Origin of the sequence: Stenotrophomonas sp. Iso1 (assembly GCF_027497995.1) — a bacterium.
Lineage (GTDB): Bacteria > Pseudomonadota > Gammaproteobacteria > Xanthomonadales > Xanthomonadaceae > Stenotrophomonas.
Window position 1 is genome coordinate 1,242,115 of record NZ_JAODBT010000001.1, and the last position, 11,807, is coordinate 1,253,921.

The following is an 11,807-nucleotide window of genomic DNA, read 5'->3' on the forward strand; positions in this document are numbered from 1 at the left end:
GTGTAGAGCACAGCCACGCTGCGCTGGGGCATTACCGGTGAAGCCCCTGCCGAGCGCGGCTCGGCACTACCGAAGTGCACGTATTGCGTCGCCAATCTCCAAATCGCAGACATGAAAAAACCCGCTTTCGCGGGTTTTTTTATTCTTGAGTCATGGTGCCCAGAAGAGGACTCGAACCTCCACGAAGTTGCCCCCGCTAGCACCTGAAGCTAGTGCGTCTACCAATTCCGCCATCTGGGCGACTCAGGGGGCGAATTCTGTGTGAGAACGCGGAATGTGTCAACAGGTTTTCAGCGACAAATGCGTTGGTACGGGCAGCCGCTTCAATGCGGCGCCACCGCGCCCAGATGCAGCAGCAGGCTGCGCATCGCCGAGGACAGGGTTTTCCATTGTGCAAAACACAGGCAGAGATGGCGCCGCGCCCAGTCGTCGCGCAACGCCACCACCTGGTAGCCATGCGTGCGCCGGAAGCGCCGCGCTTGCGCCTGCGGCACCACCGCAATCCCGACGCCGTGACCCACCATCGCGCACACGCCCTCAAAGGTTTTCATGTGGACGCGCGCGGCCAATGCCCGGCCCGCATCCTGTGCCTGCAGGTTGATGTGCTCCTGCAGGGCGTTGCCGTCGGCCAGAGCAATGAAGGCTTCGCCGAGTACGTCGGCAAATACAACGGATGTGTGGCGCGCCAGGCGGTGTTTCGGCGGGACGATCAGCACCAGGTGATCCTTCGCCACCGGTTGCAGGTGCAGACCGTCGGCCGCCACCGCATCGCTGACGATGCCGGCTTCGGCCAGACCGGCGCTCACCGCGCGGACGATCTCGATGCTGGTGCGTTCCTTCAAATCCACCCGCAGCTTTGGCCGCTCGGCCAGCCACGGGGCAAGTGGCGGAGGCAGGAAGTCGGTCAGCGCGGCGGTATTGGCATACAGGTGCAGCGTGCCGCGCGCGCCTTGGGCGAAATCCTGCAGCTCATCACGCAGGCGCGAACGCTGTTGCAGGATCAATCGCGCGTGGTGGGCGAGGGCATCGCCAGCCTCGGTCGGCGTCACGCCGCGCGGGTGACGTAGCAGCAGTTCCACGCCGGCATCGGTTTCGATGGCGCGCAGCCGTTCGCTGGCCGAGGCCAGGGCTAGATTGGCGCGCGCAGCGCCTGCGGTGATGCTGCCGGCGTCCACCACACACAGGAACAGACGCAGGTCGGCAAGATCCATTCGCACGGGCATTCTCCTGTCCAGCCTTCGGATGCGCCGAAGGGTAGCGCGGAACATCCGCATTGTGGCCAGGTCCGGGCGCCGCTCCAATGCGGGCATGTCTGATTCCCTTGTTTTGACGCTACTGCTGGTCGCCACCTTCACCCTTGCCGGAACGGTGAAAGGCGTGACCGGAATGGGCCTGCCCACCGTCGCCATGGCACTGCTGGGTACATTGATGTCGCCCAGCGTCGCGGCGGCGTTGCTGGTGATCCCGTCGCTGGTGACCAATATCTGGCAGCTGTTGCATGGGCCGCATCTGCACACGGTGGTGCAACGGCTGTGGCCGATGATGTTGGCGATCATGGTCAGCACCCTGGCGGGAGCGGCATTGCTGACGAAAGTGGATGCGCGCTGGTCGGGCTTCGCACTCGGCGGCGTGTTGGTGGCCTACGTGCTGCACGGCTTGCTGGCGCCGGCATTGCAGGTGCCGGTCTGGGTGGAAAAGCGATTTTCGCCAGCGGTTGGCGTGGTGACCGGCATCGTTACCGGCGCCACCGGCGTGTCGGTGATACCGGTCGTACCGTGGCTGCAGTCGCTGGATATGGAGCGCGATGTGCTGGTGCAGGCATTCGGCTTGTCGTTCACCGTTTCCACGTTCGCGTTGGCCATGGGTTTATGGATGCAGGGCGCGTTCGCTCTGAGCACGTTGGGTTGGTCGGCGCTGTCGGTGCTCCCCGCACTTGCCGGCATGTGGCTGGGGCAGAAGATCCGCGCGCGGATCAGCCCGCGCCGCTTCCGCCAATGCCTGCTGATGTTCTTGTTGCTGCTGGGGCTGCAGTTGTTGCTGCAGCCGCTTATGTCGCCGTGAGACTGACCGAGGGGTGTTATCTGCACACGTAGGCCGGGATGAAATCCCAGCGGTTGGCGGCGCGTCGAGGGTGCTGGGATTTCATCCTCGCCTACGATGCTGCAATGGCAATGCTCAAATCGCAGGCATGAAAAAACCCGCTTTCGCGGGTTGTTTCATTCTTGAGTCATGGTGCCCAGAAGAGGACTCGAACCTCCACGAAGTTGCCCCCGCTAGCACCTGAAGCTAGTGCGTCTACCAATTCCGCCATCTGGGCGACTCAGGAGCGGGATTATGCATGGCGATCCTTGGTGCGTCAACACTTTCGTACGGATCCGGTTGCAAGGGCTGGAGTGCAGCCTCGCCGAGCCTCCCCTTACCGGCGACCAAGGACCCGTCGCTTGGCCCAGTCCGCCCCTCGGGAGGTCGAAAGAATCCATCGATCCCCACCCTGAAAGCCTTGGCGAAAATGGCGCCTCGACTCAGAACAGGTAGCTTGCCCCGACGAAGTATTCGGTCTCGTGCTTGCCGCTGACTACATCAGCAGTCACGCCCCAATGGTGGTTGAACTCGTACAGAAGTCCTGCACGTAAAAACGTCTGGTCATGAAAATGTTCGTCTTGCCAGCTGGACTGGCCGGCCATCAACCACGCTTCCAGCTGAGGTGTGAATTTCCCTTTGACTCCGGCTTCGGCTTGCATGCCGTATGACGTGTGGCCTTCGTCAATGTGTTGGGCAGCACCTCGGATCAAGAAATCCCAGCTGTCGTTCAGGGGAGTGTGGAAGCCGAGGCCACCTCGCAGGGAATTCGCGTCACCTGCCCCATGCTCCAGATCGATGAAGCTGCCGGCGCCGTACAAAAACACATGGTCTGAAACCGAAAACGATATGTTCGCCGCGAAGCCGTCGCCATTGTGCCCAGCATGCAGCCAAGACCAGCCAGCTTCGATGAAATCATAGCCCGGGCCGTGGCCTTCGCTGGCAAGACACATGGCAGGAAACCCAGCGAGCGCGATTGATGCAGCAACTAAATACTGTTTCCTCATGGGATGCCTCCATAGGGTGGCAAGTATCCGGGCACGCGATCAGGTGGTGATCGCGTGCCCCCATTGTGTTTAGAGTGCGGTGTAAATGGTCTTGCCATCCTTGATCGTTTCAACAACCTTGATGTCCTTGATTGCGTCTGGATCCACTTTCATCGGATTGTTGTCCAGGATAACCAGATCAGCTCGTTTGCCAGGCTCAAGGGAACCCTTGCTGGCTTCCTCGAAATACTCGTATGCCGCGTTGATAGTGATGGCCTTGATCGCATCAAGTGGGCTGATTCTTTCTTCCGGCCCCAGCACTTCCCCGCTGCGGAGCTTCCGATTCACGGCAGTCCACACGACCATCATCTGGTTGATCGGAACCACGCTGAAGTCAGTGTGGTTTGTCGGCTTGAGGCCCATCGTAATGGCGGTATTCATCGGGCTGATGAAGGACGCTTGTTGCATCCCTCTGTTCTTGACGTGGGCTTCGCCGAAGAAGAACGTGTGCTCGGTGTAAAACGAAGGGATCATTTTGTAGTCCAGATATTTCTGGAGTTGATCCTTGCGGACGAATTGCGAGTGAATTATCACCGTGCGACGGTCCTTCTCGGCAGCGCCCGCGATTCCGAATTCGTGGCCCTCCAGCACCGCATCGATACCCGCGTCACCGTTTGCGTGAGCGATCACCTGCAAGCCATTGTCATAGCAGGTCTTGAACATGCCATTGAGCACGTCCTGCGGGAAGGTGGGCTCACCTCTCCAGTCCTTTTCGCCGCCCGGTCCGCCGGTCAGATATGGCGTGGTGAAGAACGCAGTTTTTCCTTGGGGCGACCCGTCGGCGAGAATCTTGCATCCGCCCAGCTTGAGGTGATTGCTGTAGCTGCCAAATGTATTTGCTGGGTGAACCTGCAGGACCTTTTCGAGATCGCCGATGAACGGGTAGGAGATCACGTCGATAAAGAGCTCGCCACGTTCGGCAGCACGCTTGAGCACCTCGACTTGAGGAGCCATGGAGGCACCATCTTGCGCGGTGGTCACGCCAGCGGCGGCATACAAGTCCTGGGCGTATTTAATCTGGCCCGGCTCTTGTTCCTGAGAGGACGCCGGGAGTTGTTCGTGCAAAGGAATCCAAGCGGTTTCCATCAGAAGGCCGGTAGGTTCCTGGGTGCCGGGTTTGCGCGCGATAACGCCGCCCGCAGGTGTCTTGGTCTCCGCCGATATGCCGAACTTCTTCAGCGCAGCAGAGTTGAGAACCGCGCCATGCGTCGATACGTGCAGGACAATCACCGGGTTGTCAGGAAAAGCAGGGTCGAGATCGTCGCGAGTCAGTGGATGGTCGCCGGGCAGCATGTTGTCGTCGTACCCATAACCCAGAATGATGTCGCCGGGCTTTTTGGACTTTGCTTTCGCAAAGCGCTGCAGCTCGGTAACGATCTCCGCAGCGGTGCTGGCGGGGCCTACGGGGGGCGCGGTAACGTTTGCCTGATCCTCCATTGCCATGCCGTTGATGAAGTGGCTATGAGGATCTATGAAGCCCGGCAGCAAGGTCTTTCCTTTCAGATCGACCATTTTGGTGCTGGCACCTTTGCTGCTCGTTGTGATGTCACTCAAGCTGCCGAGGGCTACTATCTTTCCGTCCTTGATTGCGAGCGCTTCCACCGTGGGTTGAGCGTCGTTGACGGTGACAATGTCGCCACCGTAGTAGATGGAATCGGCAACGATCTGGCCGGCTGAATCGCTTGCGGGTGCACGTGCCGCGTCATCATGTCCCGCGGAGCAACCGGTTAAAGCCAAGGCGACGAAACATAATCCGACGGCGAGATGTTTCATGGTTATCTCCATGCTGGATTGAATGCGGTCAGCTACAACCCTGTCTCAGTCGGCGTATACGAACCCCGAGACCAATCCGCCATCGGAAATCTGTTGTTACAGACGCTCAGATTCTTCCGCTGCGAATAGCCGATTGCGCTGCGATGAACTTCGTCCTGCGGACACTCGCTTGATCCCCATGCGAACGTGCCCGTGGCGAGATTACTGCCTGAACATGCAAAGCGCTATCGCGCAAAGGCAGATCGGAAGTGCATCACCGGGCTGGGTGGCGGGCGGGTCTCAAGTACGCAGCGCGCCTATTTCACAGAAGGGCGCCGGCAGAGGCCGTTACGGGGGCCGAAAAACAAGAAACCCCTGATTTCTCAGGGGTTTCTTTTAAATTGGTGCCCAGAAGAGGACTCGAACCTCCACGGAGTTGCCCCCGCTAGCACCTGAAGCTAGTGCGTCTACCAATTCCGCCACCTGGGCACTTCAGGCCGGCGAGTTTGGCTAGCGCGCTGGCGTTTGTCAACGGTTTTTCACATTGACGCGGCGTGCTGGCATGCGCACTGCGTACACGGTTCAGCAGGTACCATGGCGGTCGATGAACAACAAAAAGACCAATGGGGCCGGAAAGGCCCGCAAGTCCGCCGCCGGCGCCAAGCCGGACCAGGCCCCGGGCAAAGCCCGCAAATCCGCAAAACTGCCGCCGTGGATGCCGGAGAGCCTGTCGGCTCCCGCTAAACCCGGCCGCGGCAAACCCAAAGACACCGCTTCTTCTGCACCGCAGAGCTTCGTGCGTGGCCGTCGCAAGCCCGCAGCAGGGCCGGCGGTAGCGGTTGAAGACCCCTATGCCTCCCGCGAAGCAGAACGCTACGCGCAGCCCATTGCCAGCCGTGAAGCCATCCTGCAACTGCTGGAGCGCTGCGAGGGCCCGCAGAACCTTGAGGAAATTGGCCGTCAACTTGGCCTGACCGAGCCCGACCGCGCCGATGCCCTGTCCAAGCGCCTGGGTGCAATGGTGCGCGATGGTCAGCTGGTGCAGAACCGCCGTGGTGGTTTCGCGCCGGTGCTGGCATTGAGCCTCATCCCCGGCGTGGTGATTGCCAATCCGGAAGGTTTTGGTTTCCTGCGCCCGGACGAAGGCGGCGATGACCTGTTCCTGTCGCCGTATGAAATGCGCAAGGTGATGCACGGTGACCGTGCGTTGGCCAACGTCACCGGCATTGACCGCCGAGGCCGCCGCGAAGGCAGCATCGCGCGCGTGCTGGAGCGGGGCGTCAACCGGCTGATCGGCCATTTCAGCGTGGAATTCGGCATCAATTATGTGGTGCCCGATGACAAGCGCATCCAGCGCAACATCCAGATCCCCGGTGAAGCTACCGGCGGTGCGAAGGATGGCCAACTGGTGGTGTGCGAGCTGACCCACGCGCCGGATTCGCGACGCCCTCCGATCGGCAAGATCATCGCCGTGTTGGGCGACAAGCTGACCCCGTCGCTGGTGGTGGAAACCGCGATTCACGGCCACGAGCTGCCGTATGAGTTCCCGCCGGAAGTGCTGGACGAAGCCACCGCCATCCCGATGACGGTGAAGCCGTCGATGATCGGCAAGCGCGTGGACCTGCGTTCGATGCCGCTGGTGACCATCGATGGCGAGGACGCCAAGGACTTCGACGACGCGGTGTATTGCGAAGCCAACCACGATGGCTTCCGCCTGGTGGTCGCCATTGCCGACGTGTCCAACTATGTGCGTCCCGGTACGCCGCTGGATGATGAAGCGCAGAAGCGCGCGACGTCGGTGTACTTCCCCGGTTTCGTAGTGCCGATGCTGCCGGAGACGCTGTCCAACGGCATCTGCTCGCTGCGGCCGAAGGAAGACCGCATGTGCTTCGTCTGCGACATGCAGGTGGGCCGCGATGGGCAGGTCAGCGGTTCTAAGTTCTACGAAGCGGTGATGAACTCGCACGCGCGCCTGACCTACACGCAGGTATGGAATGCGGTGGGCGAGGACGATGCAGACGCCAAGGCGTTCATCGGCCCGTTGCTGCCGCAGATCCAGAGCCTGCACCAGCTGTACCGCATTCTGGCCAAGGCACGCGACCGCCGTGGCGCCATCGAGTTTGAAACCTCGGAAGTGCGTTTCGTGCTCGACAACCGGGGCGAAGTCACCCAAGCCGGCATGATGGTGCGCAACGACGCGCACAAGCTGATCGAAGAATGCATGATCGCGGCTAACGTTGAAGCCGCGCGTTATCTGCTGTCCATGCATATCCCGGCGCCATTCCGCGTGCACGAGCGGCCGCCGGAGTCCAAGTTCGCCGACCTGCTGGAGTTCCTCAAGGAATTCAAGCTGAGCCTGCCGGCATGGAACAAGGTGCAGCCGGGCGATTACACCAAGCTGCTGAAGAAGGTGCGTGAGCGTCCGGATTCGGCCCTGCTGGAATCGGTGTTGCTGCGCAGCCAGTCGCTGGCGGTGTATTCGCCGGACAACAACGGCCACTTCGGTCTGGCGCTGGAGGCGTACGCGCACTTCACCTCGCCGATCCGTCGTTATCCAGACTTGTTGGTGCACCGTGCCATCAAGTACGCGCTGACCGGCGGGCCGAGCGAGAAATACATCTACACCCCGCGCGAGGTTGCGGCGCTGTCGTTGCAATGCTCCGAGCGTGCGCGCCGTGCCGATGAGGCCGAGCGCGAAGTTGACGAGCGTTTCCGCGCGGCCTGGATGGAAAAACACGTTGGCGGCCAGTTCGATGGCGTGATCAGTGGTGTGACCAGCTTCGGCCTGTTTGTGGAACTGGACGAGTCCAAGGTCAACGGTCTGGTCCACGTCACCCAGCTGCCGCACGACTATTACCAGTTTGATCCGATTCGCAAAACGCTCAGCGGCGACCGCCGTGGCAGTGAGTTCCGTCTCGGCGACCGGGTGCGCGTTTTGGTGCTCAAGGCCAGCATGGAAGAGCGCAAGATCGACTTCCGCTTGGTCCAGAAGGACGGCGAGGCCAGTGACGCGGCACCACTGCCCGAGCGCGGCAAGCCGGCCAAGCGCGTCAAAAAGAAGTACTGAAGGCCCGGTGTGATGAGTGGCCGAGGTGAGTGAAAAGGAGTGAGAAACGGCAGCAGCAATGGCCTGCTGCGTTTCTCCTTCAGCTTCGTCAGGGGGCGACCGGCGCGGGAAACCGAGCGGTTGCCCTTGCGCTTACTTGCCCCTCACTCCTCTTCGCGCGTTCCTCAGTAGTACCATTGCCCCCCAAATTTCCCCCCATGTGACGCCAATGAGCAAGCAGAACCAGTGGATCGTCGGCGTCAATGCCGTGGCTTCTTCGATTGAGAAGGACCCGGAGAACGTTCGTGAAGTCCTGATCGAGGCCGGTGCCAAAAACCCGCGTCTGGTCGAAATTGAAGAAGAAGCCCTGCGCAAGGGCATCGATGTGCGCAAGGTCAATGCGCAGGCGCTGGGCGGCGTGGCCGGGCAGGTCCGCCATCAGGGTGTGGTTGCGCGGTATGCCGCGCCCAAACTGTGGGACGAGAACGAACTGCAGGGCCTGATCGAAGCCGCCGAAGGCAAAGCCTTGGTGCTGGTGCTGGACGAAGTGCAGGATCCGCACAATCTGGGCGCCTGCCTGCGCAGTGCCGCTGCCGCTGGCGTTACCGCCGTGGTGATCCCCAAGGACAAGAGCGCGCCGGTCAATGCCACCGTGCGCAAGGTCAGCGCCGGCGCCGCTGACAGCATTCCCGTGGTGTCGGTGACCAACCTGGTCCGTTGCATCAAGGACATGCAGAAGCTGGGCGTGTGGGTCTACGGGTTGGCCGGTGAATCGGACACGACCATCCACAAGCTCGACCTGCGCGGCAACGTGGCGCTGGTGATGGGCGGTGAAGCCGATGGCATGCGCCGCCTCACCCGCGAAACCTGCGACCAGTTGGTGCGCATCCCGATGCCGGGTGATATCGAAAGCCTGAATGTTTCCGTCGCCACCGGCGTGGCCCTGTTCGAAGCCGTCCGCCAACGTCTGTAAAGGAATCTGCATGCTCCACGCGCCGCACCGTCTGTTTCTTCCACTGACTGCGGCGTTACTGGGGCTATGCGCCTTTGCGGCCGTCGCAAAGGAAGCCCCCCGTGCCCATGCGCGTGATCTGGGCGTCGCGCCGGGCATCTTCGCTCCTGGCAAGTACAACGCCATCACTGACGTCGCGGGCGTGCGTGTGGGCCAGGTAACCCTGGCGGAGGGCGACACGGTGCGCACCGGCATCACCGCGATCCTGCCGCATGCCGGCAATGTTTATCGCTCCCGTGTGCCAGCAGCGGTGCATGTGGGCAATGGTTTCGGCAAGTTCGTCGGCAGCACCCAGGTCAACGAACTGGGCGAGTTGGAAACCCCGATCTTGCTGACCTGCACGCTATGCGTGTGGAAGGCAGCCGATGCCATGGCTGAGTGGATGCTGGCCAAACCCGATATGCAGCAGGTGCGTTCGCTGAATGTCGTGGTCGGCGAGACCAACGACGGCGGTTTGAATGACATCCGTGCGCGGCCAATCACCGCCGATGCCGTACGTCGCGCACTGGAAACCGCGCAGAGCGGGCCGGTGCAGGAAGGCAGCGTGGGCGCTGGTACGGGCACGGTCGCATTTGGTTGGAAGGGGGGTATCGGCACCTCGTCGCGCAAGCTGCCTGACAGCCTTGGTGGCTGGACGGTGGGCGTGTTGGTGCAGGCCAATTTCGGCGGTGTGCTGCAGGTAGAGGGCGCGCCGGTCGGTCGTGAACTGGATCGCTACGCGTTCCAGAACGCGGTTGCCCAGCAGGAGAACGCGCGTGGGTTGGCGGATGATCGCGGCGATGGCTCGGTGATCATCGTCATCGCCACGGATGCGCCGCTGTCGGATCGCAACCTGCGGCGTCTGGCATCGCGCGGGATGATGGGATTGGGCCGCACCGGCAGTTCCGCGTCCAACGGCAGTGGCGATTACGTGCTGGCGTTTTCTACCGCCGAGTCGGTGCGTCGCGCCTTCGATGCGCAGCAACTGCAGACCACCGAGTTGGCCAATGAAGCGATGAGCGCGGTGTTTCAGGCCGGCGTGGATACGGTGGAAGAGTCGGTTTACAACGCTTTGTTCATGGCAACCACGACAAGCGGAAATGGCCAGACGGTGGAAGCGATTCCGTTGGATCGGGTGCGAGAGATCCTACGTGCACATGGAATAGCATCGCCGAAACCGTAAACGTAGCGGGGGTCTGGCAGGCTGCAGGAATGCGGGAGGCACTCCCTTCTTCCGCTTGCGGGATAAGGGGATGCAAAGCACCGGAAGAGTGACCTTCCGCTCTGCTTTCTTTAAGAGCCGCCCTTACGCCAACAGCCAATCCGCGTCCCGGCCCATGCGCTGGCGCAAGGGCACTCAACGGATCGCGAACTGACGGTTTGCAAGCAATCCTCTTCGCCCCGCGAGCGGGGGAGGGGCTTTGCATCGCTTGGGCTTTGTGGGGCTACTGCGCTGTTACCGCCCCACCGCCCAACGCCTTGTACAGCGTCACATCGTTGACCAGCTGGCTGCGTTTGACCTGTGCCAGCGACAACTCCGCGTTGCGGCGCGTCTGCTCTGCTTCCAGCCATGTGCGCAGGTCAGTGGCACCGGCGCGGTAACGCACTTCGTACAGGCGTGCGATCTCCACCGCCTCGTCATACGAGGCCTGCGCCGCCGCAACCTGCTCGGTCAATCGCGTGCGTGCCGACAATGCGTTGTCCACTTCCGACAGTGCGGTGTACAGCGTCTTGCGGAAATCATTGGCGGCGATTTGATACGACAGATCCGCCGAATCGATATCCAACTGCATCTGCCTGAACTTCAGAAACGGCAGGCTTAATCCGGCGCCCAGCGTTGCCACCGGATTGGTCAGTACATCGCCCAGGGAAGAACTGGAGCTGCCCACTGAACCACTCAAACTCAGGCTCGGGTAATAGCTGGTAGCGGTGACCTTGATGCTGGCCAGAGACTGGCGCAGGCGCAGTTCGGCGGCACGCAGATCCGGGCGGCGTGCCAACAGTTCGGCGGGCAGGCCTTCGGTGATCACCGGGCTATGGGCGACGTCGAGATTCTGCGGTTCATCCGCTTGCGGCCATGGCTGGCCATCCAGCAGTACGGTCAGCGCGTTGCGGGTCTCCACGCGCTGTTGTTCCAACTGCGCCTGTGTCGCGCGCTGGCTTTCGATGTTCTGGCGGGCCTGACGTACTTCCAGCCGCGACACCGCACCGGCATCGAACTGGGTATGCACCAATGAGGCGGTACGTTCGAGGCGATCCAGATTGGCCTGGCCGGTGGCGATGGATTGGTTGAGGTAGCCCAGCTGCCAATACAGCTCGCAGCTCTGGCCGATCAGACTGAGTACCGTGCTCTGCAGGTCCTGTGCGGTGGCCTGCGCTTCCCAACCGGCGATGTCGCGCTGACCACGCAGCTTGCCCCACAGGTCCAGCTCCCAACCCAGCGACACACTGGCGCTGTTGCCGCGCGACCAGTCGTCGCCGCTGTCGATGCGGCGGCTGCCATTGGCGCTCACCGAACCTGCGGCCTGCGGCCAAAGATCGGTACTGGCCAGACCGGCCTGCACGCGCGCACGTTCCAGCTTCAAGCCGGCCGAGGCCATGTCGGTGTTGCTGTCGAGCACGCGTTCGATTAGTCGATTCAGGCGCGGATCGGCGAAGCCCTGCCACCACGCATCGGCGCGTGTGTCTGTCGCTGGTGCGGTGACGTTGCGATCAATCGATTGCGCGGGCGTATTGGCGAGCGCGTCGCCACGGCCGTACTGCGCGGCAACCCGAATATCTGCGGCGGGATCGGCGCTGGGTGTCGTGGCGCAGCCGGCCAGCAACGCGGCAACTGCGGCGGAAAGCAGCAGCGGGCGATACGTCTTTTTTGCGGAATGGATCATGGTCTTCT

At 61.8% G+C, this 11,807-nt stretch carries 8 protein-coding genes and 3 tRNA genes; 4 read left to right on the forward strand and 7 right to left on the reverse strand.

Annotated elements, in window-relative coordinates; genetic code table 11:
• Nucleotides 1–153 precede the first annotated feature (153 nt).
• Nucleotides 154–240, reverse strand: a tRNA-Leu gene (locus PAN08_RS05340).
• 83 nt (nt 241–323) lie between these two features.
• Nucleotides 324–1,217 (reverse strand): LysR family transcriptional regulator, encoded by an 894-nt coding sequence (locus tag PAN08_RS05345; protein ID WP_269790451.1) that lies wholly within the window; start codon nt 1,215–1,217, stop codon nt 324–326.
• 91 nt (nt 1,218–1,308) lie between these two features.
• On the opposite strand from PAN08_RS05345, the gene PAN08_RS05350 reads away from it, so the two are divergent.
• The gene (locus tag PAN08_RS05350; RefSeq protein WP_269790452.1) at nt 1,309–2,061 is read left to right on the forward strand and encodes a sulfite exporter TauE/SafE family protein; all 753 of its coding nucleotides are present in this window, start codon (nt 1,309–1,311) and stop codon (nt 2,059–2,061) included.
• Nucleotides 2,062–2,230: 169 nt separating this feature from the next.
• On the opposite strand, the gene PAN08_RS05355 is transcribed toward PAN08_RS05350, so the two are convergent.
• The 4 genes from PAN08_RS05355 to PAN08_RS05370 form a co-directional block, all read right to left on the reverse strand.
• Nucleotides 2,231–2,317: transfer RNA gene (locus tag PAN08_RS05355), tRNA-Leu, on the reverse strand.
• 205 nt (nt 2,318–2,522) lie between these two features.
• Complete coding sequence (locus PAN08_RS05360; RefSeq protein ID WP_269790453.1) at nt 2,523–3,086, reverse strand: hypothetical protein; 564 nt, start codon at nt 3,084–3,086, stop codon at nt 2,523–2,525.
• A 69-nt stretch (nt 3,087–3,155) separates the two neighbouring features.
• On the reverse strand, nt 3,156–4,898 hold the full coding sequence (locus PAN08_RS05365; RefSeq protein ID WP_269790454.1) for an amidohydrolase: 1,743 nt from the start codon (nt 4,896–4,898) through the stop codon (nt 3,156–3,158).
• Between the two features lie 381 nt (nt 4,899–5,279).
• A tRNA-Leu gene (locus PAN08_RS05370) sits at nt 5,280–5,366 on the reverse strand.
• A 115-nt stretch (nt 5,367–5,481) separates the two neighbouring features.
• On the opposite strand from PAN08_RS05370, the gene rnr reads away from it, so the two are divergent.
• From rnr to PAN08_RS05385, 3 genes are all read left to right on the forward strand, one after another.
• Complete coding sequence (gene rnr, locus PAN08_RS05375; protein WP_269790455.1) at nt 5,482–7,944, forward strand: ribonuclease R; 2,463 nt, start codon at nt 5,482–5,484, stop codon at nt 7,942–7,944.
• Nucleotides 7,945–8,152: 208 nt separating this feature from the next.
• A complete protein-coding gene (gene rlmB, locus PAN08_RS05380; RefSeq protein ID WP_057632277.1) occupies nt 8,153–8,896 on the forward strand; it encodes a 23S rRNA (guanosine(2251)-2'-O)-methyltransferase RlmB in 744 nt (247 codons plus the stop codon).
• Nucleotides 8,897–8,906: 10 nt separating this feature from the next.
• Nucleotides 8,907–10,097 carry a P1 family peptidase gene (locus tag PAN08_RS05385; RefSeq protein WP_269790456.1) on the forward strand — a complete coding sequence of 397 codons (1,191 nt, stop codon included), beginning with the start codon at nt 8,907–8,909 and terminating at the stop codon, nt 10,095–10,097.
• Nucleotides 10,098–10,359: 262 nt separating this feature from the next.
• Here the strand turns inward: PAN08_RS05385 and PAN08_RS05390 are convergent, their stop codons facing one another.
• The gene (locus PAN08_RS05390) at nt 10,360–11,799 is read right to left on the reverse strand and encodes a TolC family protein (protein WP_269790457.1); all 1,440 of its coding nucleotides are present in this window, start codon (nt 11,797–11,799) and stop codon (nt 10,360–10,362) included.
• Between the last annotated feature and the right edge of the window lie 8 nt (nt 11,800–11,807).

What these genes read in the sequence shown, in the direction of transcription:
- rnr (WP_269790455.1), top strand. Translation starts at nt 5,482, where the DNA reads ATGAACAACAAAAAGACCAATGGGGCCGGAAAGGCCCGCAAGTCCGCC.
- PAN08_RS05365 (WP_269790454.1), bottom strand. Translation starts at nt 4,898, where the DNA reads ATGAAACATCTCGCCGTCGGATTATGTTTCGTCGCCTTGGCTTTAACC.
- PAN08_RS05360 (WP_269790453.1), bottom strand. Translation starts at nt 3,086, where the DNA reads ATGAGGAAACAGTATTTAGTTGCTGCATCAATCGCGCTCGCTGGGTTT.
- rlmB (WP_057632277.1), top strand. Translation starts at nt 8,153, where the DNA reads ATGAGCAAGCAGAACCAGTGGATCGTCGGCGTCAATGCCGTGGCTTCT.
- PAN08_RS05385 (WP_269790456.1), top strand. Translation starts at nt 8,907, where the DNA reads ATGCTCCACGCGCCGCACCGTCTGTTTCTTCCACTGACTGCGGCGTTA.
- PAN08_RS05390 (WP_269790457.1), bottom strand. Translation starts at nt 11,799, where the DNA reads ATGATCCATTCCGCAAAAAAGACGTATCGCCCGCTGCTGCTTTCCGCC.
- PAN08_RS05350 (WP_269790452.1), top strand. Translation starts at nt 1,309, where the DNA reads ATGTCTGATTCCCTTGTTTTGACGCTACTGCTGGTCGCCACCTTCACC.